22 protein-coding genes are annotated in these 20,971 nt (G+C 42.8%); 20 read left to right on the forward strand and 2 right to left on the reverse strand.

Going from position 1 to position 20,971, the window contains the following annotated elements; genetic code table 11:
• Positions 1-17: 17 nt before the first annotated feature.
• The 7 genes from IPP77_13400 to IPP77_13430 all read left to right on the forward strand — a co-directional run bounded on the left by IPP77_13400 (position 18) and on the right by IPP77_13430 (position 5,868).
• On the forward strand, positions 18-602 hold the full coding sequence (locus IPP77_13400) for a cytochrome b/b6 domain-containing protein (protein MBL0310620.1): 585 nt from the start codon (positions 18-20) through the stop codon (positions 600-602).
• A 381-nt stretch (positions 603-983) separates the two neighbouring features.
• Entirely contained in the window at positions 984-1,556 is a 573-nt protein-coding gene (locus IPP77_13405) for a superoxide dismutase family protein (protein ID MBL0310621.1), read from the forward strand.
• 326 nt (positions 1,557-1,882) lie between these two features.
• Entirely contained in the window at positions 1,883-2,251 is a 369-nt protein-coding gene (locus IPP77_13410; GenBank protein MBL0310622.1) for a hypothetical protein, read from the forward strand.
• A gap of 129 nt (positions 2,252-2,380) precedes the next feature.
• Positions 2,381-3,064, forward strand: coding sequence for a MotA/TolQ/ExbB proton channel family protein (locus IPP77_13415; protein ID MBL0310623.1), 684 nt, complete (start codon positions 2,381-2,383; stop codon positions 3,062-3,064).
• A 6-nt stretch (positions 3,065-3,070) separates the two neighbouring features.
• Positions 3,071-3,472 carry a biopolymer transporter ExbD gene (locus IPP77_13420; protein MBL0310624.1) on the forward strand — a complete coding sequence of 134 codons (402 nt, stop codon included), beginning with the start codon at positions 3,071-3,073 and terminating at the stop codon, positions 3,470-3,472.
• 106 nt (positions 3,473-3,578) lie between these two features.
• On the forward strand, positions 3,579-4,496 hold the full coding sequence (locus IPP77_13425) for a hypothetical protein (GenBank protein MBL0310625.1): 918 nt from the start codon (positions 3,579-3,581) through the stop codon (positions 4,494-4,496).
• Positions 4,497-4,641: 145 nt separating this feature from the next.
• A complete protein-coding gene (locus IPP77_13430) occupies positions 4,642-5,868 on the forward strand; it encodes a bifunctional folylpolyglutamate synthase/dihydrofolate synthase (protein ID MBL0310626.1) in 1,227 nt (408 codons plus the stop codon).
• 5 nt (positions 5,869-5,873) lie between these two features.
• Here IPP77_13430 and IPP77_13435 read toward each other — a convergent pair whose 3' ends face one another.
• Entirely contained in the window at positions 5,874-6,692 is an 819-nt protein-coding gene (locus IPP77_13435; protein ID MBL0310627.1) for a hypothetical protein, read from the reverse strand.
• Between IPP77_13435 and IPP77_13440 the strand changes: the two genes are divergently transcribed.
• Positions 6,691-6,855 (forward strand): hypothetical protein, encoded by a 165-nt coding sequence (locus IPP77_13440; GenBank protein ID MBL0310628.1) that lies wholly within the window; start codon positions 6,691-6,693, stop codon positions 6,853-6,855. The two genes, IPP77_13435 and IPP77_13440, sit on opposite strands and share 2 nt — an antisense overlap.
• Before the next feature lie 100 nt (positions 6,856-6,955).
• Positions 6,956-8,716, forward strand: coding sequence for a glycoside hydrolase family 16 protein (locus tag IPP77_13445; protein MBL0310629.1), 1,761 nt, complete (start codon positions 6,956-6,958; stop codon positions 8,714-8,716).
• Between the two features lie 94 nt (positions 8,717-8,810).
• Here the strand turns inward: IPP77_13445 and IPP77_13450 are convergent, their stop codons facing one another.
• On the reverse strand, positions 8,811-9,782 hold the full coding sequence (locus tag IPP77_13450) for a deoxyhypusine synthase family protein (protein MBL0310630.1): 972 nt from the start codon (positions 9,780-9,782) through the stop codon (positions 8,811-8,813).
• Positions 9,783-9,966: 184 nt separating this feature from the next.
• On the opposite strand from IPP77_13450, the gene IPP77_13455 reads away from it, so the two are divergent.
• The 11 genes from IPP77_13455 (at position 9,967) to prmA (ending at position 20,956) form a co-directional block, all read left to right on the forward strand.
• Positions 9,967-10,476 carry a glutathione peroxidase gene (locus IPP77_13455; protein ID MBL0310631.1) on the forward strand — a complete coding sequence of 170 codons (510 nt, stop codon included), beginning with the start codon at positions 9,967-9,969 and terminating at the stop codon, positions 10,474-10,476.
• Between the two features lie 77 nt (positions 10,477-10,553).
• Positions 10,554-10,874, forward strand: a complete 321-nt coding sequence (gene trxA / locus IPP77_13460; protein ID MBL0310632.1) for a thioredoxin — start codon at positions 10,554-10,556, stop codon at positions 10,872-10,874.
• A gap of 93 nt (positions 10,875-10,967) precedes the next feature.
• A complete protein-coding gene (locus IPP77_13465; protein ID MBL0310633.1) occupies positions 10,968-11,885 on the forward strand; it encodes a DUF58 domain-containing protein in 918 nt (305 codons plus the stop codon).
• Between the two features lie 8 nt (positions 11,886-11,893).
• Complete coding sequence (locus IPP77_13470; GenBank protein ID MBL0310634.1) at positions 11,894-12,655, forward strand: alpha/beta fold hydrolase; 762 nt, start codon at positions 11,894-11,896, stop codon at positions 12,653-12,655.
• A 44-nt stretch (positions 12,656-12,699) separates the two neighbouring features.
• A complete protein-coding gene (locus IPP77_13475; protein MBL0310635.1) occupies positions 12,700-13,761 on the forward strand; it encodes a class I fructose-bisphosphate aldolase in 1,062 nt (353 codons plus the stop codon).
• Positions 13,762-13,763: 2 nt separating this feature from the next.
• Positions 13,764-14,621: an acetyl-CoA carboxylase carboxyltransferase subunit beta gene (locus IPP77_13480; GenBank protein MBL0310636.1), complete on the forward strand. Its 858-nt coding sequence runs from the start codon at positions 13,764-13,766 to the stop codon at positions 14,619-14,621.
• A gap of 51 nt (positions 14,622-14,672) precedes the next feature.
• Positions 14,673-16,172, forward strand: a complete 1,500-nt coding sequence (locus tag IPP77_13485; protein ID MBL0310637.1) for a hypothetical protein — start codon at positions 14,673-14,675, stop codon at positions 16,170-16,172.
• A complete protein-coding gene (locus IPP77_13490) occupies positions 16,173-17,558 on the forward strand; it encodes a dipeptidase (GenBank protein ID MBL0310638.1) in 1,386 nt (461 codons plus the stop codon).
• A gap of 613 nt (positions 17,559-18,171) precedes the next feature.
• The gene (locus tag IPP77_13495) at positions 18,172-19,377 is read left to right on the forward strand and encodes a GlmU family protein (protein MBL0310639.1); all 1,206 of its coding nucleotides are present in this window, start codon (positions 18,172-18,174) and stop codon (positions 19,375-19,377) included.
• Positions 19,377-20,135: a triose-phosphate isomerase gene (locus IPP77_13500; GenBank protein MBL0310640.1), complete on the forward strand. Its 759-nt coding sequence runs from the start codon at positions 19,377-19,379 to the stop codon at positions 20,133-20,135. The genes IPP77_13495 and IPP77_13500 overlap by 1 nt, the downstream gene beginning before the upstream one ends.
• A complete protein-coding gene (gene prmA, locus IPP77_13505; protein MBL0310641.1) occupies positions 20,132-20,956 on the forward strand; it encodes a 50S ribosomal protein L11 methyltransferase in 825 nt (274 codons plus the stop codon). Before IPP77_13500 ends, prmA begins: the two co-directional genes overlap by 4 nt.
• Positions 20,957-20,971 lie beyond the last annotated feature (15 nt).

The raw sequence follows: 20,971 nt of genomic DNA on the forward strand, positions 1-20,971 counted from the left end.
GCTAAAAATCAAACATTATGGAAACGACTACGACAAAGTATTCTACCGTATATCGGATTGTTCATTGGGCAATAGCTATATCGTTTTTACTATTGCTAAACACCATCTTTCTGCGATTAACTTGGCTGAATAAGAATAATATGGCGGATATCATGCAAGAGTATTTGAAAGGAGCCGGTCAATCTTTATCGCAAGACCAAGTAATTGCCATGGCCAAGAAAATTCGAGAACCGATGTGGAACTGGCATATTTATATCGGCTATATTTTGGTCGGATTACTCAGCATTCGTTTCGCTCTTCCGTTTTTCGGAGAAATGGAATTTCAAAATCCATTAGTTATGGGTATATCCACCAAAATAAAATTTCAAAGGTGGATTTACATTATCCTCTATGCTTGTATCGTTATTTCGTTAGTAACCGGATTATTAATAAAGTTTGGTCCGAAGTCTCTCCGAGAGCCTATGGAAGAAATCCATGCGCTTGGCATTTACTATATCGTGCCGTTTATCATCATCCATTTGGCAGGTATATTAATCGCAGAATTTACAGACCAAAAAGGAATTGTTTCAAGAATAATCAGCGGCTCTGATCATAGAGTTTAAATATGAAAGAGTAAAAAACTTAGCGCAGCGTCCTTTCACCCCCAGCAGAGTCTCTTCTTCGGAACCGTTCTTCCAAGTGTTGCGAAGCGCAATGGAAGAACTAATGAATGCAAGTCTCCAGACTTGCACTTTTAATTGCTCTTTTCCAGCAAGCAAGCCCAATCTTTTTCGTTTATTGAACCCCTACGGGCATAGGCTAAACCGAAAGAGGAGGGTAGAAAAAATAAAATTGTACATTTGTTGTAGCAAGCTATATAAATGTTTATGGTGAATTATGGCGGGTGTCTGCAAGTTGTACATTATAATAAATAGGTGAAACACAACTGAAAGGAGGGAGTCTGAAAAGCCAAAAGAATAGTAAACCTTAAAATCAACGATAAAATGAAAAATTACATATTTCTACTACTAATCGCAACATTCTTTGTTGGATGTAATTCTGGTACCACTACTGATAGCACCTCGAATGAGCGTGAAATCGCGCCTTCAAAAGAGGATAAGGGAACATTAAAAGCAGTGGCCAATATCATGGCAAAAAGCAATAGTAATGTAGCGGGGACCGTTACTTTTACTCAAACGGGTGATCTGGTTACCATGGTTGCTGATATATCTGGATTAACACCCGGAAATCACGCTATTCATATACATGCTAATGGAGATTGTAGTGCTGCTGATGGAAGCTCTGCAGGAGGACATTGGAATCCAACAAATGTAAATCATGGGAAATGGGGTACGGCACCTTTTCACCTTGGTGATATAGGCAATATCATGGCAGATTCAAATGGTGTCGGAACTTATAGCCGCGAAACGGATTTATGGTGCATCCATTGTGCTGATGCAAACAAAGATATAACAGGAAAGTCTATAATCATTCATGCAGGGGTAGATGATTTCTCTTCTCAGCCTGCTGGCGCTGCGGGTGCTCGAATTGGTTGTGGAGAGATTGTGCTGCAATGAAAATTTAGAATTACAACTATTGTTGGTGATTCCTTCTATACGGTCGCACTCGCTCTTGCTGGTGTTTAGTTTTCCGAAATTATAGCGGAGCAAACGTCACCAGCAAGCAAACCGAAGTCTTTTTGTTTATTGGAATGGCTGTAGGGGTTCAATATTTTGAACCCTTATAGGAACCGATATTGAACCCCTGCGGGAAGTTGTCGGTTGGAACCAAGCACCGTTGGTGTATATTTTATAAGTCTGTTAACAGGGCGTGTTTCTTTTTATGCCACATAAGAACAATACGCCATGAGGGGGCTTTCTATTTTTATCGAAAATATCGGTGGATGTATAAGAGTATCAAGGCTTATGAGAATATGCATATTGCCCTGTGGTTGGTTAAGGATGTGTGTTGGGTGACTGATTTTGAAGTTGGCGGCATGGCAATGATTATACCTACCCTGCTGGTTTCTTTGCATATCACCTGGCGAATGCGCAAGAATATTCATGATCTGTTTCACAACATTGCCATCAGTCTTTGGATATGCGCCAACGGAATATGGATGACCGGCGAATTCTTTTTTAAAGATTCCACCAGACCTTATGCCATTATATTTTTTGCGGTGGGCATTGCGGTGGTGCTTTACTACTACCTGATTATTTATCCAAAAAGAAAAGCCGAGTTGTATCAAAGCAACCGCGAGCCTTCTGTATAATCTCTTACACGCTATTAATATACAATCCACAATCGGTGGTTTAATAATAGGTTAGTGAAAACCATTGCCATCAGTCAGATTTGTACAATAATTACAGCTATTCAAGCGTTAAACTAAATAAAGGAATTCATGAAACTTCTTCAGATTGTAGCCGATGCAAGCACACAGGCCGGAACCGCTATCCCCACACAGGACACGATGAGTCTGTTAGATTTATTGATGAAAGGCGGATGGGTGATGGTGCCCATCGTTATATTATCCATCATATCTGTTTACCTAACTGTGGAAAAATACATCACCATCAGCAGAGCTTCTAAGGTGGACCCGGGTTTTATGGCCAACATTCGCCAGATGTTGCTCGACAACAAAACCGATGCGGCGTTGACGATGTGCAAAAGCACCAATACGCCGATTGCGCGCTTGCTCGAAAAGGGCATCAAGCGTTTGGGTAAGCCTATCAAAGAAATTGAAAGCGCTGTAGAGAACACCGGTAAACTGGAAATATATAAGTTGGAGAAAAATCTTTCCTACCTCGGCATCATTGCCGGTATTGCACCGATGTTTGGATTCGTGGGTACCATCAGCGGGGTCATTCGTATATTCTATAACATCTCGCTGGCAGATAATATCAGTATATCGCTCATCGCCGGAGGTCTGTATGAAAAGATGATTACTTCTGCTGCGGGATTGATTGTTGGGATCATGGCGCACATTGCCTTTCACTACTTGAATGCCATGATTGACCGCGTGAGTTTTCAATTAGAAAGCACAACGGTAGAGTTTATTGATTTAATACAAGAACCCACTAAGTAAGCCGATATGCGACTCAGACGTAAAAGCCGAACCACCTCAGAGGTGAGCACTTCGTCGCTGAACGACATCATGTTTTTCTTGATGCTGTTCTTCCTCATCATGTCCACGATGGTTGCTCCTTCGGTGGTAAAAATCAATCTGCCCAAAACCAATGCCGGCAAGGCAATAAGCAAACAAAATATTGTGCTGGCGGTTGATTCCAACCTGAACTATTTTGTGAATAATGAAAAGATAACATTCCCGGAACTGGAACAAAGGTTAATGGAGATTGCTCAAAAAGATACGAGCAAAGAGCCGACCATTGTTTTGCAAGCCAGCAAGAAATTGAGTTTGCAAGACGTGGTAGATGTAATGAGTGTGGGAACCAAGTTGAAGATGAAAATGGTGCTGGCCACCAGCAACAAGTAGTCTTGAAGGCCGGTTGTTTAGAAGAGTACTTGTTTATGGAAATAGGAAATATCTGCATCACTAATATGTTCAGCTAAAAGCCAATAGCCCCAACTAATTAAGAATCATGTTTGCCTCAACGTTTAAAAATGAAGAAGATGGTTTCAAGAGAAAGAAATCTGTGGTGGCCGGGCTTTTCACGGCTTTCCTCCACGGCATCATTCTTGTGATTCTTCTATTCAGCATTCTAAGAACTCCTCTTCCTCCCTTTGAAGATAATGCCGGTGGAATGGCCATCAACTTTGGAACGGATGAAGTAGGAACCGGTGATGAACAACCGTTTACATACAATCCGGGCCCGACAGAAGCAAAGGAGACCGCACCCGCCGCAGCGAAACAACCGGAAGCAACCGCACCGGAAGAATTGATTTCGCAGGAGACCGAAGAGAGTGAAGTGGTAGCTCCGAAGGTGGAGAAAGCTAAGATCAAACCCAAGGTGAATGAAAATGCGGTGTTCAAAAAGAATCCTACTCCGGTGGTCAATACAAAACCATCCAACAACACCAAGCCGGTAGAAAATGTGGTGCCTCAACCCAAAGCAGACCCCAATGCGCTATTCAACAAAGGGGCTTATGGAAAACCAAACAACAGCCGAGGCGATGGAACCGGTGGCGGACAGGGCGACCAAGGCAAACCGGATGGAGATCCTAATTCAAGAAATTATTTAGGAGATGGCGGCAATGGAAACGGCAGCGGTGGTGGAAAAGGAGACCTGAACGGAGGATTCAGTCTTCATGGAAGAAACAAACTAAGCCTGCCTTCACCTCAACAATGCAGCTCGCAAGGCAAGGTGGTTGTTCATATAAAGGTGGACAAAAGCGGCAAGGTGGTAGAGGCTGTTTTCAAACGATTTGAATCTACCGTCTTTGATGATTGCAATGTGAACAACGCTCTCAGCGCAGCACGCAAAGCCACTTTCAACGCCGATGCCAATGCACCGGATGTGCAGGAAGGCACCATTTCTTATATCTACAAGGTTCGCTGAGTATCTAATTGGGCATTTACTGGTTATTTGTTCTATCTATTGAAGATAGGCCGCAATTAAAATATGGTTATTGAGTCCGTGGTTTTTGGAGAGCGATAGGTAGATTTCATTATTTGCTTTTAGATTTCGGGCGAAATAGAAATAAATGACCTACGGCGAAACACTCTATTATCTGTTAGAACAATTACCCATGTTCCAAAGGGTGGGTGCCGCCGCCTACCGAAAGGACTTGGGAAACATCACCAGTCTTTGCGACATTCTCGGTAATCCTCAAATAGATTTAAAGTGCATTCATGTGGCGGGAACGAACGGCAAGGGGAGTGTGGTGCATTTGCTTTCCTCGGTACTGCAAGAGCAGGGGTACAAGGTGGGTACATTTGTTTCTCCACACTATAAAGATTATCGCGAGCGGATAAAAATAAACGGCCAATACATCAGCAAGGACTACGTCACCAAATTTGTTTCTAAGCATATTCAGTCTTTTAAGAAGGTGGACGCCTCCTTCTTTGAAATCACCACGGCGATGGCCTTTGCTTATTTCAAAGAAAAGAAGGTGGACTTTGTCGTGATAGAAACCGGTATGGGTGGAAGACTGGATTCTACTAATATCATCCAACCTATTCTTTCGGTCATCACCAATATCAGCTTTGATCATCAGCAGTTTTTGGGAAAAACACTGGCTAAGATTGCTAAGGAGAAGGCGGGAATTATCAAAAGAAATGTCCCTGTGGTAATTGGTGAAACGGTGAAAGAAACTAAACCGGTGTTTATACAAAAAGCCAAAGCTGCGGGTTCTGATATTTATTTCGCTGAGAAGAAAATGCTTGATTTCAAAATGAAGATGCAAGGTGCCTATCAGGAAAAGAATATGGCTACGGTGCTTAAAGCTATTGAGGTGTTGCAAAAGGGAGGAATCAAAATATCAAAGCAATCAATCCGAAAAGGAATAGAGAACGTTTCGATGAACACTTCTTTTATAGGCCGATGGATGATTATAAGTCAAAAGCCAATGGTGATATTGGACAGTGCACACAATGAGGCAGGGTTGAGGGTGGTGGCCAAGGAGATTAAACAATTAGTCGCGCGCACACAAAGCGCTCAAGTACATTTTGTTTATGGGACGGTGAATGACAAAGACATCAGTAGATGTTTGTCTGTACTGCCCAAAAGTGCTAAGTACTATTTCTGCAAAGCGAACATTCCGCGCGGAAGAAATGCAGATGAATTAAAGCAAGAAGCCATGAAGTATAAATTGAAGGGACAAACTTATCCTTCGGTAAAGAAGGCATATAAGGCTGCATTAGGTAATGCAAACAAGAAGGACTTGGTGATAGTTGCGGGAAGCGTGTTTGTGGTGGCGGAGGTGTTGTAGCCCAACTATTCGAACACAACAATATTTCTATTGCTATATCCGTCAGAGATATTGGATTGTATTTGGCCTGGTTGGCCATCTCCCCAACCCACAGCCCAATCCATTTGAAGGGTGACAGGAACGCCGGGTGTAACCGCATAAACACTGGTAAATGAAATATTCCAAGCGGCACCGGCACTGCCTGCAAAAGTACTGTTAGCCATTGATTGCCCTGCTCCAATAACTGCACTATTACCGGTATCGCGAACTCGCATACCAACTAATGAATTTGTTTGGCGGGTCAAAAGTGAAAGAGCAGATAAATCTCCTGCAGCCGATGCGATAATGAAGACAGTATCGCTCGAAGGGGTAAAAGTCAACGTCATCCCTGTCATTGGAGCAAAACCTGTAGTTTGTGTTCCGGTAAGATTGATGTCGGTTGTTCCTTTTACGGCCCAACGACCCCGTGGAGGGATAGTAGTAGAAAGTGTGCCTCCAGCATCCGTTAGGCTGAGTACATTAGTATTGGTATTGTAAGTCATCGAAGTATTGTTACTTCCTCCGCTTGCTCCGGCGCAAAGGTTCGTCCATACTCCGGCCTTATTGAAAAAGAAACATTGGATGTCTGTATCATAAACCAACAGACCATCTGCTGGCGAAGCAATAGCTGTTCTCTGTGCGGTAGTCATTCTGGGCACCAACATCCCTTTGTCATTGGCATTTAAGTGCAACAAGGCACTGGCATCAGGACTTGCAATTCCAATACCCACATTGCTTTGGCCAAAAGATGGAGAAGCAATAAGGATAAATAACGCGGCGAGAACTGGTAATAAAACTTTCTTCATGAATCGTGATTTCGGTTGTACGATTTTTAAAATGATAGATGTAAATATAACGAACAGGGTTGCTTACGGCTATTCAGGTGCCAATGATAAGTTATTTTCCAATAATGAAAAACCAACAAAAGCGGGATTAGTTGAAAACTTTAATGGAACCACAGATTTTTGAGTGAGAATGGTTCTTTTGTTTTCATTCATATACATACAGCCTATCCCTCTTTCAAGAACAAGTTTTTAGCTTTAATGAAATGCCTTATTCTTACCCCCGCATGTCTATCAAGCGAATCTTCATACTGATATTTGTTCTGGTTGTTTCTGCTTCGGTGGCTCTGTCTCTCACCTATCGCACTTATAAAAAGCATCGTATTCCACCGCAGAGCAAAGACAGACCGCTGCGAACCCTCCATAGGTATCTAGACAATAAATACCTGCTTTATCAATTACCCAACGATTATTATAAAGGGGATACGCTGGCACAAAGTTTCGAGAAGGGGAACGCTGATTTTATCACTTCTTTCGAACCGCTTGGGTATTCATCTTCTTTACATCTGCAATACACGCATGTTTATAGCCCCGAATGTGTTTATCACACTTCTGACAAATCATGGAAATATGCAGAGGTCTGCTTTCCGAATACCTGTTTGACGAAAGATTCCGCCTATGCCAGTGTAACAATTAGAAATACTGCGTCTTCCTCCCGTATATTTTATGTGCGTTTGTTCTATCAAAACACTTCCTACTGGTATCCAACGAATGATTCAATAAACATGGAACAGGAAGATTATCTCGATAATTATTACGGAGCATCGCGGGTTGTTTCCGTAAGTATCGCTGCTTTTGATTCAACGATTGTAAAAATTCCCTACCACATTGGGATGAACCCAAAAAGAGAATTCAATAATGAGCCACATAAAGACCCAGCTCGTCCCGGCAACTATGAGTTTATGGTGCTGGCGCTGACCAACCGCGATGAATTATTAATGAATGATGCTTTAGACTTGAAGGAGGTAAATCCTTTTGCTGTGGTGCAGAAAGACCGATTACAAAATGAAGGCAATAAGTACTTCAACCAAATGGCTTACACGCCACCCCAACATTTCAAATTTGTTTTTCTAGATGAATATTTTGACGGAATAAATGATTTAGCGCCCAATCATATCTATATCCCTAAAGACCGCGATGAGAAAAAACTTTGTGATACCTGTTCCGGTTGGTTTAGGAACACAATCAGTGAAAAATGGAAAGTAGGTGATTTTTTCCGCCACTTCGGCGAAAACTCTCGCTATGTGAAAGCTGATTACGGAGTGCGTAAGGAAAATTTCCATATTGATTCAAACGGAGTGGTTCTTGACATCCCTAAATCCACTACGACGAATTATCAAAAAACATGGGGTGAGTTTTTGTTTGGCCCTTCTTTTAAATATGGACACCTCACTGTTCGCGCGCGCTTTGCACAGATGATTAACTCAACCGGTACCCCCAATGGCATTATCCATAATCTGTGGCTCTATGAACGCGACCACGAAATACCGGATACGGTCAATAACCCTTATCGCTATTTCAACGGGGCTGGAAATCAACCTTTTGAAATTGATTTTGAATTCTGGACCAGTCAGGATAATGTCAATACCATGTGGGACGATAACGGTTTTATCAATTACTCTATTGTGGATTATATGCGCAACCCTAATGTAGCGATGAAACCCGGTGAGATGAAGGACATGGGGAAGTATAAAGTGAACCGTCTAAACAACCATCAACTCAATATTCCCGGTGGAAATATCAACCGGCTTTTCTTCAACCGCTTTCATACCTATGAATTATATTGGTATCCAGACCATGTTCGATTTCTGGTAGATGGTTATGAGCAAGCGGTGATTACCAAAGAGATGGCAAAAATACCCGATAAGTATATGTTCCTTTGGATAAGTTCACCATTCTATCAAGACGGAACGTATTTTTCTCAATCTGAAATTCCATTTTTGGTAAAGGACAAAAAGACCGAGATTGACTATATAAAGATTGAATAAGACTTAGCTAGCTTTGTAGGGTGTATGGTGCCTTTCTGTATCAGAAAATGGTTGGATTGGTAGGAAAACAATTAGGTTCAATCGGTAAACCGTTCTACCATTTTAACAAATAAGCAAAAATCAATGGCGCCACGATAGTCGCATCAGACTCAATAATAAACTTTGGAGTATCAATGCCCAGTTTTCCCCAAGTAATCTTTTCATTGGGTACTGCACCTGAGTAGGAGCCATAAGAAGTTGTCGAATCTGAAATCTGGCAGAAGTAACTCCAGAATGGAACATCATGCCATTCCAAATCCTGATACATCATAGGTACGACGCAAATCGGGAAATCACCTGCAATGCCCCCGCCTATCTGAAAGAAACCAACTCCTTTACCGCTGCTGTTTTTGCGATACCAATCGCTGAGCCATACCATATACTCTATCCCTCCGCGAACTGTGGTAGCTTTGATGTCGTTCTTTATGCAATAGGAAGCGAAAATGTTTCCCATTGTAGAATCTTCCCAACCGGGGCAGATAATCGGAATGTTCTTTTCGGCAGCGGCAATCATCCAGCTATGTTTCGGGTCAATCTCATAATACTGTTTTAGCACTCCGCTCAGAATCATTTTGTACATGAATTCATGTGGGAAATAGCGCTCCCCTTTGGTGTCGGCATCTTTCCACAACTCATAAATATGTTTTTGCAAGCGGCGAAAGGCTTCCTCTTCAGGGATACAAGTATCGGTTACTCGGTTAAAGCCATTCTCCAGCAAATCCCATTCTTCTTTTGGCGAAAGGTCGCGATAGTTGGGAACGCGCTTATAATGAGAATGTGCCACTAGGTTCATCAAATCTTCTTCCAAGTTGGCACCGGTGCAGGAGATGATGGCAATTTTATCCTGCCTAATCATCTCTGCCAAAGAAATACCCAATTCAGCCGTGCTCATTGCGCCGGCCAACGTCACCATCATTTTGCCTCCTTCTGCCAAGTGTGTTTCGTAACCCTTTGCAGCATCCACCAGCGCGGCTGCGTTGAAGTGGCGATAATGATGGGTAATAAAGTCGCGGATTGGAGTAGCCATGTTTAAAGTTTTAGGTTCAAAATTGAGCGGCGAAAATGTAATTTTTTGTCGAATAGAATTCTAAAATCAATTTTACTTTTCAGGTCTTTATGTTTCGTTTAGATATCGGGATTATATTGGGGGTGGTATTTAACTTTAGAATAAATTGATTGCTCAAACGTATATTTAACAGCAAAATAGAATGATGAAGCATCAGACCATACATGAATTCGTGGCACGCGACTTGGGGGGCGCCAAGGTAGAACTGAAACAATATTCGGGTAAGGTGTTGCTAGTAGTAGACATCGCCTCTCATTGTGGCTTGACTCCTCAATTAAAGCATTTGCAGGAACTCTATTCTAAATATAAAGAACGGGGTTTTGAAATCTTGGCATTTCCTTCTGATGATTTTTACCAACAACCAGAGGACGGCCCAGAGATTGAGATGTTTTGTCAGGATAACTACGGAGTTACTTTCCGCATTTTTGAGAAGGGTATCGTGAAGGGAAAACAGGCGCAGCCTGTTTATCATTATCTGGCAGATAAATCTCGCCTCGTAGGGATGAAGCTATATCCGCTGTGGAATTTTCAGAAATATCTTATTGACCAAAACGGTCAGGTGGTAGATTACTTTTTTCCTTGGACCAAGCCCCAAAGCGACAGTTTGACCGATGCTATTGAGAAAGAACTGACAAAACGACCTGTTGAAAAGTAAATATGGCATAGGCATGGTTATTGACCTTGAGGGTTACTTTTGCAAATTCAAAACCGATTTAAAAACAAATTAAAAACATGGCAACACAATTAACCGACAGCAATTTCAAGACTGAAGTTCTTGACAATGACAAAGTAGCAGTGATAGATTTTTGGGCAGAATGGTGCGGGCCCTGCAAAGCACTCACTCCGATTATTGAAGAAATGTCGAAGGAGTTTGAAGGCAAAGCCCTCATTGGCAAAGTGGATGTGGACAGCAATCCAGAAACAGCCATGAAATATGGCATTCGCAATATTCCCACCATCCTTTTCATCAAAGGCGGGCAGGTAGTTGATAAGCAAGTAGGCGCGGTTCCCAAGGCGAGCCTAGTGGCTATGCTGAACAAGCATCTTTCTTAGTAGCAAAACGAATAGATAAGACACAAAGAGCGCAAAGAGATTTTTTGCGCTCTTTGTGTCTTTGTGGTTTCTTAGTTTCGCCGCCATCGCTCTATGCCGGACTTAAATCATTTTCCCGAAATTGAAAACCTTGAACTGCTGGCTCGCCAGGTTGTAGAGGGTTTTATTATTGGTCTTCATAAATCTCCCTTCCACGGTTTTTCGGTCGAGTTTGCTGAGCATCGTCTTTATAATCCCGGCGAATCAACCCGCCATCTGGACTGGAAAGTCTTGGCCCGGACCGGCAAAATGTTTGTAAAACGTTTTGAAGAAGAAACCAACCTGCGTTGCCAGATTGTGATTGATGCTTCTTCGTCTATGTATTTTCCGAATGATAAAGATGCCAAGACGAATAAATTGCGTTTTTCGGTCTATTCTGCTGCGGCGCTCATCAACTTGCTCAAGCGGCAACGCGATGCCGCCGGGCTTAGCATTTTTACCGATGAAGTATTAGTCAATACTTCGGCGAAATCAAGTACGAAGCATCATCAACTACTCTACGCTGAGTTGGAGAATCTTCTGAAGGAGAAACCTTTGAACGTGAAAACTTCGGCTGCTCGCTGTCTTCACCAGATTGCCGATACCATTCACCGCCGCAGCATGATTATTCTCTTCAGCGATATGTTTGACAATATGGACCAAGAAGGAAGTGATGAACTGTTCTCGGCTTTGCAGCATTTGAAATATAATAAGCATGAAGTGATACTTTTTCATGTGGTGGATAAACAAAAGGAATTGGATTTTGAATTTGAAAACCGTCCTTACGAGTTCATTGATATGGAATCGGGTGAAAAGGTGAAACTACATTCAAACGAAGTGAAGAGTTTTTATGTAGAACAGATGAAGAATTTTGAAAAAGAACTAAAGCTCCGCTGTGGTCAATATAAAATAGATTTTGTAGAGGCAGATATTAACCTTGATTTTCGTCAAGTCCTGACTCCCTTCCTGTTAAAACGGAGTAAAATGTTCTGATAACTTTTATGGAATTGAACTACAAATCATTCGGGGAAGGGTTTCCGGTTGTGATTCTACATGGACTCTTTGGCTCATTGGATAATTGGCAAACTATTGCCAAAAAGCTGTCGGATAAATTTCAGGTATATATCATTGACCAAAGGAACCACGGCAAATCTCCTCACAGTGATGAATTTAATTTCCAGCTTCTTTCAAACGACTTATTGGATTTCTTTGCGCAACACCAAATTGAAAAGGCCCATATCATCGGCCACTCGATGGGAGGGAAGACAGCCATGGCTTTTGCGCTGAATCATCCTGAAAAAGTAGAAAAATTAATTGTGGTAGATATCGCTCCGACGGCTTACGGTGACTATCATAACGATGTATTTAAGGCCCTATATGACTCTAAAGTGCATGACGCGGAGAGTAGAGAAGAAGTAGAACACACGCTCCGTGAACAATTGAAAGATGAATCTACTGTTCAGTTTTTATTGAAAGGTTTGAATCGGGATAAAGAGGGAAAGCATTTTGAATGGAAATTTAATCTGGATTCATTGAACAAGAATTACCAAATCATTTCCGGCGCGCTGAACTCTTCTGATACTTTCAAAGGTAAAACCTTATTTATCAAAGGAGAAACGTCCAACTATATCAATCCTTCTAACTATTCGGAACTCACTTCTTTATTCCCAAACCATGAATTAACTGAGATTAAAGCAGCGGGTCATTGGGTGCACGCTGAAAAGCCACAAGAATTTATCAATGAAGTAATCAGGTTCCTGTAACCTTTTCTTCAAATTTTTACATTTGCCGTTCTAAAAATCTGTAAATGAAAAGAGAGGACATTGCGAAGTTATTAGGAGAAGAAAAAACTGGATACCTTCTTAATCACGAATCAAAAACGATATCCAAAGATCAACTTCACCTTCCAAACAAGAAATTTATTGATAAAGTCTGGAAAGAATCTAACCGGAATATCCAGACCTTAAAAAGTTTACAACAAATTATAGGAAATGGACGTTTGGGCGGAACCGGATATGTATCAATCCTTCCTGTGGATCAGGGAATTGAACACAGCGCCGGTGCATCTTTTGCCCCTAATGTGCCTATGTTTGACCCTGAAAATATTGTAAAACTGGCTATAGAGGGGGGGTGCAACGCCGTGACGAGCACTTTCGGTGTCCTTGGGATGGTAGCACGAAAATACGCCCATAAGATTCCACTCATTGTCAAGATTAATCACAATGAGTTTCTCAGCTATCCGAATTGTTATGACCAAATTATGTTTGGGAAAGTGAAGGATGCTTGGAATATGGGTGCGACAGCAGTTGGCGCAACCATTTATTTCGGCAGCGAAGAATCTAAGCGTCAGATTGTTGAAGTAGCTGAGGCTTTTGAGTATGCGCATGAATTGGGTATGGCCACGGTGCTTTGGTGCTATCTCAGAAACCCGGCCTTTAAGAAAGACGGGAAAGACTATCACGTAGCGGCTGATTTAACCGGACAGGCAAATCATTTAGGGGTTACCATTCAGGCTGATATTATCAAACAAAAACTACCAGAGAACAATGGCGGATTTACAGCCATCAATTTTGGCAAAACCCACAAGAAGGTTTATTCTGAGTTAACTACAGATCATCCGGTTGACCTCTGTCGCTATCAGGTGGCTAATTGTTATATGGGAAGAGTGGGATTGATCAATTCCGGAGGGGCATCTACTGGTGAATCGGATCTGTCTGAAGCCGTTGCAACAGCCATCATCAACAAGCGTGCCGGTGGTATGGGTTTGATTTCAGGAAGAAAAGCCTTCCAGCGACCTATGAAGGAAGGTATTGCTCTCCTGAACGCAGTTCAGGATGTGTATTTAAGTAAAGACGTTACTATTGCATAATCATGGAAGAAAAACTCCCTTGGTGGAAACGCTTTAGGAAAGGTGTAGAAACCTCGACAGAAGAAAAGAAAGAAACTCCGGAAGGAGTATGGCATAAGTGCAAGAATTGCAAGAGCACCATGCTAATAGAAAAGCTTCATGAGAATTTGGATGTTTGCCCCAAGTGTAATTACCATGAAAGAATTGATGCTGCAGCCTATTTTAGTTTGATTTTCGATAATGATGATTTTGAAGAACTATACGCTGATTTAGTTCCAACTGATTTCCTGAAGTTTACAGACTTGAAACCCTACGGTCAGCGAATAAAGGATACCATAGAAACTACCGGCTTAAAAGAATCTATGAGAGTGGCCTCCGGCATTTGTGGTGGCGACCCTTTGGTAATTGCCGCTATGGATTTTCGGTTTATAGGAGGCTCTATGGGCTCCGTGATGGGAGAAAAAATTTCTCGAGCCATAGATTATTGTTTAAAGCATAAAGCTCCATTCATGATTATCTCCAAATCTGGGGGAGCGCGCATGATGGAGTCGGCCTTTTCACTGATGCAGATGGCTAAAACATCCGCCAAATTGAATCAACTGGTTGAAGCGAAAATCCCCTATGTCAGCTTGATGACCAATCCCACAACCGGAGGGGTAACCGCCTCCTTTGCTATGTTAGGTGATTTTAATATTGCTGAACCAGGTGCTTTGATTGGTTTTGCCGGACCCAGGGTAATCGAAGAAACCATTAAAAAGAAATTGCCCAAAGGTTTCCAAACCTCTGAATTTCAGTTGGAAAATGGTTTTCTGGATTTCATCGTTGAAAGGAAAGACCTGAAAGCGAAACTGGAAACCTTATTGTCCATGTTAAAGAATTAAGATCGCCAAAACCTGTTTCATTCTTTAAAAGATGAAATAGTCATTAAATCAATGGCTTCCAACAAACCCTCAAAACAAAAGACCAAACCGGCTGCTCTTGCCCCTAAAGCAAATGCAGCAAAACTTGACTGGGAACTTTATGCCAACTGGGCATTATTCGCGATTTATTCTCTGATAGTTCTTTATACGGTATCAAACCACGAACCTTGGCGCGATGAAGCTCAGAGTTGGTTAATTGCCCGCGACAATTCCCTCTTGGGATTATTTCAATATCTGCCAAACGAAGGACACCCACCACTTTGGTATTTGATACTGATGCCTTTTGCAAAGATGGGGTTCTCTTATGCCGTCGTAGGATATATCCACGCCTTGATTGCTATTGGCTGTGCCTGGCTGATACTATTTAAAAGCCGGGTTCCAATCTATCTTAGAATTGCTATTATTTTTTCTTACTTCTTCCTATATGAGTTCGCAGTGATTGCGCGAAACTATAGCATGGTTGGGCTCTTGCTCTTTGCAATTGTTGCCATTTACGAAGACCGGTTTAAAAAGCCTTTGCTTTTCGGTGTCTTGATGTTCTTATTATTTCAAACCAATGTGCTCGCATTTTGTGCTGGTGGAGGTTTGGGGCTGATTTATTTGATTGAAATCATTCGTGAAAAGAAATTTAACCCTAAAATCTTTGCGTCGTTAGCCATAATGGGGCTGGGGGCTATAGCTACTATTGCACTCTTGCTTAGCGCAGGTATGGAATCTGACTACACCAAAATAGCAGCGGATAAAATGGGAGCCATTTCTTCCGCTTTTGGCAATGCCCTTTTGCTTAATAAAGACTCGGGCTGGGGAATCGTACTTTATATACTTCTTGCTTTAGCTCTTTTCCGCAAACCGATGGTTCTACTTTTTCTAGCAGTTGGCTTGGCTGGCTATAGCTATCTTGTAGCCTATAAATTTCAGGGCACACTTCGTCATCACGGATTCTTACTCACTTTTCTTGCAGCAGCCTATGCACTGGCGATGCGATATCAGCCGATAAAGAAATTTGAAAAATTCAAATGGATTGAAACAGGGGGCGCCATATTGTTCAGCTTGATGCTCGGTGTGCAGGCTTTGAAGGGTTTTAACTTTGTGAAAGAAGATTGGGAGCGAACCTTCAGCGATGCAAAAAATGCCGCTGAGTTTATCAACCGGAACCAACTATACAACTACACAATCGTAGGACACCGCTCCTATGCAGCTTCGGCGGTGGTTCCCTACTTGCCTGATCATAAACCGGTCTGGTATGCTGACCAGCAGCGCTTCGGAACTTTTGTTTACCTCGACACCACTTTCTTTCATAATTATATGAAGTATAGTTCCGACTATGCGCCCTACATTGCTCAACAAAAATTCAGTAATCTTGATAGCGTTATCTTATTACTGAACGCACCCATTCAACACCCCGAGTTTTTAAGCCGTTGGGATTTGATTTACCGAACAATGGAACAGCCCATCAAAGGCGACGAAGCCTTTTTTATTTATAAATATCACACAGATAAAAACACCAACTAAATGCAAACACTACAGCCATACTTAGAAAACAACAAAGACAGATTTCTTGCCGAACTCATCGAACTACTCCGCATCCCTTCCGTCAGTGCAGATGATAAGTTTGCAGCGGATGTAAACAAAGCTGCCGCCTTCATAAAAAAACAATTAGAAACAGCCGGCGCCGACAAAGTCGAGGTTTGCCAAACCAAAGGCTTTCCGGTGGTCTATGGAGAAAAAATCAAAGACAAATCCCTACCGACCGTTTTAGTATATGGTCACTACGACGTTCAACCTGCGGACCCTTATGAACTTTGGAATTCACCCCCTTTTGAACCAGTCGTCAAAGACGGGGATATCTATGCTCGCGGCGCCTGCGATGACAAAGGACAAATGTACATGCACGTCAAGGCATTTGAAATGATGATGAAAAATGATCGGCTGCCCTGCAACGTAAAATTCATGATAGAAGGAGAGGAGGAAGTTGGCTCCGTCAACCTCGAAGCCTTTGCTCTGGCCAATAAAGAAAAACTGAGTGCCGATGTCGTCCTGATTTCCGACACCTCCATGATTTCTAACGAAACCCCCAGCATCACCACCGGCTTGCGCGGCTTGGCATATCTCGAAGTAGAAGTAACCGGCCCCAACCGCGATCTACATTCCGGTGTCTATGGCGGCGCAGTCGCCAACCCAATAAACGTCCTGTGCGACATGATTGCTTCGCTGCACGACGAAAACCACCGCATCACTATTCCTGGTTTTTATGACGACATAGAGGAAGTTTCAAAACACGAGCGCGACCAAATGGCCAAAGCGCCCTTCGACATCAACGAATACAAAAATCATTTAGAGGTTGACGAAGTATTAGGCGAGACCGGCTACTCTACCTTAGAAAGAGTATCCATTCGTCCTACACTGGACGTGAACGGCATCTGGGGCGGATACACCGGACAAGGCGCCAAGACCGTTCTTCCCTCCAAGGCCTTTGCAAAAATCTCCATGCGCCTGGTTCCCAACCAGAAGAGCGAAAAAATCATGAAACTGTTTGAAGCACATTTCAGAAAGATAGCACCGCCCTATGTCAAAATCAAAATCATGCCCCATCACGGAGGCGAGGCCGCCGTTACGCCCACCGATTCCATTGCCTATAAAGCCGCTGCCAAGGCTATGGAAAAGACCTTCGGCAAAACACCTATCCCTCTTAGAACCGGCGGCAGCATTCCGATTGTCACCATGTTCGAAAAAGTGTTGGGCATCAAATCCGTCCTCTTCGGCTTTGGTCTCGACTCAGACGCCATCCATTCCCCCAACGAAAAATTCGGCCTCTTCAACTACTACAAAGGCATCGAGACCCTGCCCTACTTCTACCAGTACTTCACCGAGATGTCTTCCAAAGCGGGTTCTAAATGATAAAACCCGTCTTCCTTTTATTTGCCCTGCCTCGTCCTAAAAAAGGTGGACTGATTTTGGGGGCTTCCCCTTTGAAGGGTTAGGGCCCTTCTCCCACCTTCATCCGCATGGGTTCAATATTTTGAACCTAATACCCCAAATCCTCGCTCCAACGCACCTTTTATTTTTAAAAATAATGAAAATCATTCAAAATAATCAATTTTAACACAAAAAACCCTCGTCCCTACCATTTTCCCTCTTTTTTATAGCCCCAAGGCGACTTCCTTTTGCGCTTCAGTGACTTCCTTTTGCGCTTAGGTGAGTTCCTTTTGCGCTTAGGTGACTTCCTTTTGCGCTTCGGCGAGTTCCTTTTGCGCTTAGGTGAGTTCCTTTTGAGCTTCGGCGAATTCCTTTTGTGCTTCGGCGAGTTCCTTTTGTGCTTCAGTGAGTTCCTTTTGCGCTTCACCGAATTCGTTTTACCCTTAGCCCAACCACCAAACCTCCGTCGCCGGAACCACCAAACCAAAAATCTTTCAAACCAATGCGCCCGGTCATTACCCTATTCCCCGCACTATTTCCCGCAACTATCAGATAGAAATCAACTCACTTAAAGGAACTTTCTATTTTTAGCCGCATGAATGTAGTGCTATTTGATACCCGTCGCAATCGGGAAAACATGCTGCCGCTCAGCTTCACCCGTCCCGTGGCCGAAATGCGAGTAGGGATATGGACGCTCCGCGAAAAATGGGAACATTTATTGGCACAAAAAACCTTTACGCTGACCGAAGCCTATCTGCAAGATAAATTTCCATTAGCTCCCGAAGCTGCCCCTGCCTTGTATATCAACGGCTCCTTGCTGGCAGATGAAAAACTGATGGAGGCAGTTCAGAGGATGGGCGCGCTTCAAGCGCTGACAAATAATGGAACCCTACTTGCTTTCAAAACTGAAAAACAGCATCTCAACTACGAAAATTTTGAAGCCATCGCCCGTGGCTTTACGGCTATAGAATATACCGGTACCGTTAATTTGATAGAACATCCCTGGAACATTTTTCAAAAGAATGGAGAGGCATTAATAAAGGATTATGAATGGCTTACGAAAGGAAAAACGTCAGAGCCATTAAGCAAAACCAATACCTTGTTAGGAAATGCTGCTAACTTGTTTTTGGAAAAAGGTGCGCGGGTCGAGTGTTCTATCCTGAACACAACCACCGGACCGATTTATATTGGTAAAGATGCCGAAATAATGGAAGGCTGTGTCGTTCGCGGCCCCTTTGCCCTCGGCGAACATGCGGCGCTAAAGATGGCCGCCAAAATATATGGCCCCTCTACCCTCGGCCCGCACTGTAAGGCAGGAGGAGAAATCAATAACTCCGTATTGTTTGGATATAGCAACAAGGCGCACGATGGCTTTTTGGGCAATTCAGTCGTGGGCGAATGGTGCAATTTGGGCGCCGACACCAACAACAGCAACCTGAAAAATAATTATGGAAATGTGGAGGTATATAGCTATCGCGATGGACGGTCTATGGACACCGGCCTCACCTTTTGCGGCTTGATTATGGGCGATCATTCTAAAACCGGTATCAATACAATGTTTAATACCGGAACGGTAGTGGGTGTTTCGGCCAATATATTCGGCGGCGACTTTCCGCCCAAATTTATTCCTTCCTTTAGCTGGGGCGGCGCACAATGGCTACGAACTTTTTCTTTTGAGAAATCAATAGAAGTAGCCCAACACATGATGGAAAGGCGCGGACTGAAATTGGAAGAGCCGGACAGAAAAATCCTGCAAACGGTTTATGAACGAGAAGAAAAAAACAGAAAACATTTTAAGTAATGAAGAGAAAAAAGATTATAGCAGGTAACTGGAAGATGAACCTGAGTGCCGGAGAGGCAGCAAAACTGGCAACAGATATAAAGGCGAATCTTTCTGCTTCAAGTACTTGCGAAGCTATCTTGTTCCCATCCTACCTATATTTGTCTGAGGTCAATAACATCCTCAAAGATTCAACTGTAAAAGTAGGCGCACAGAATTGCAGTGATAAAGAAAGCGGAGCCTTTACTGGCGAAGTATCAGCGATGCAATTGCAAAGTGCAGGAATAGAATACGTATTGATTGGTCACTCCGAGCGCAGAGAATATTTCAAAGAAAACCATCCCTTGCTAAAAGATAAACTATCCATCGCTCTGAAACATAACTTAAAACCAATTTTCTGTTGTGGAGAACCCTTGCAAATCAGGGAGCGCAATTCCCAAAAGGAATACGTGATGCGACAATTGGACGAGAGCCTCTTTGGTTTATCTGAAAAGGATTTGAATTCCGTTACAATCGCTTATGAACCGGTCTGGGCAATCGGTACCGGCTTAAACGCCACTGCCGAACAAGCGCAGGAGATGCACGCTTTCATTCGCGAACAAGTGAAGAGCAAAGTTTCCGAATCATTGGCCCAGTCCATCCGGATTCTTTACGGTGGAAGTTGCAAACCGGAGAATGCCGGTGAATTGTTTGCCTGTACTGATGTAGATGGTGGCTTGATAGGCGGCGCTTCGCTTAAAGCAAAAGATTTTCTCACACTGATTGAATTAGCCGGATGATATATACAGGGTTTGAATTCTTTACTAAAGATGAAGTGGAAAGAAGCATCTTGATTTCATTGCTCGATGATTATCACTTTGAAGGATACGAGGAAACGGAAGAATCTTTAAAGGCTTTTGTTCCTACCGAGAAAATCAAAAAATTGAATGTCGCAGAAATCCTGATGATAGATGATCTGGGACATATCCGGTTTTCTTCTTCACAGATAGAAGATAAGAACTGGAATGAGGAATGGGAAAAAAACTTTGAACCGATAATGATAGCTGGCCGGGTAGGTATTCGAGCCCCTTTTCATGAACCATTGAACGCAGAATTGGAATTAGTGATTGAACCGAAGATGAGCTTTGGTACAGGACACCACGCGACGACCGCCGGAGTGATTGAACTAATGCTTCAGGAAGATTTTAAAGGAAGATCAGTATTGGATTTTGGCTCTGGTACCGGAGTATTGGCTATCTTAGCTGAAAAGATGGGAGCTGCGAAAGTTCTGGCAATAGACCATGAAGAGTGGGCGTTTAATAACTGTGTCGAAAATGTGGAAAGAAACGAATGCACTCATATTCAATCATTTCGGGGCAGTGATATCTTAGTGCCCGAAGAAAAGTTTGATATTATCTTAGCCAATATCAACCGGAATGTAATTCTGGATATGATTAAAAAATGGAACAGTATCTTGCCGCACAAAGGGATTCTAATTGTGAGTGGTTTTCTAAGAAACGATGAGTTGGATATAAAACAGGCCGCTGAAAATCTAGGACTTTCTGAAAGGAGTGTCATCAGGAAGGAGGATTGGTCGGCCATTACATTTTCCCGCTCTTAAACTGATTAATATAAG

Source organism: Bacteroidota bacterium, assembly GCA_016722375.1.
GTDB lineage: Bacteria > Bacteroidota > Bacteroidia > Chitinophagales > LD1 > Bog-950.